Source organism: Clostridioides sp. ZZV15-6598, assembly GCF_020657705.1.
GTDB classification, from domain to species: domain Bacteria; phylum Bacillota; class Clostridia; order Peptostreptococcales; family Peptostreptococcaceae; genus Clostridioides; species Clostridioides difficile_F.
Window position 1 is genome coordinate 1 of the sequence record NZ_JAGWCS010000320.1, and the last position, 490, is coordinate 490.

At 27.1% G+C, this 490-nt stretch carries 1 protein-coding gene; it reads left to right on the forward strand.

What is annotated here, in order from left to right:
* Positions 1-490 (forward strand): cell wall-binding repeat-containing protein (locus KGF50_RS21835; protein WP_227849990.1); only part of this gene is annotated, 490 nt, incomplete at both ends.

Genomic DNA, 490 nt, shown 5'->3' on the forward strand with positions numbered 1-490 from the left:
CAACACCATTCGCATATAAAAAAGATGCTCCTATATTGCTAACTGGAAGCTCTCAAATAAATGAAAAGACTTTAGCTGAATTAAAGAGATTAAAAGTTAAAAATGTATATGTAATTGGTGGTGAAGCTTCTGTAAACGAAAAATCTTTAGATACTATAAAGTCAGATAATATCTCTGTATCTAGAATTTCAGGAAATGATAGATATGAGACTTCTTTAAATCTTGCTAAAGAATTAAAAGGAATTAGTAATGTATCAAAAATATCAGTAGTTAATGGTGAAAAAGGATTAGCAGATGCAGTAAGTATTGGTGCAGCATCAGCTCAAAATGATATGCCTATAATACTTACTAATGAAAATAGTAATATAACTGAAATAAATAATTTATTTAAAGATAAGAAAATAGATAAGTCTTATATAATTGGTGGAGAATACACAGTTTCTAAAAATATAGAAAGCAAACTAAAAAATCCACAAAGAATATCAGGTAG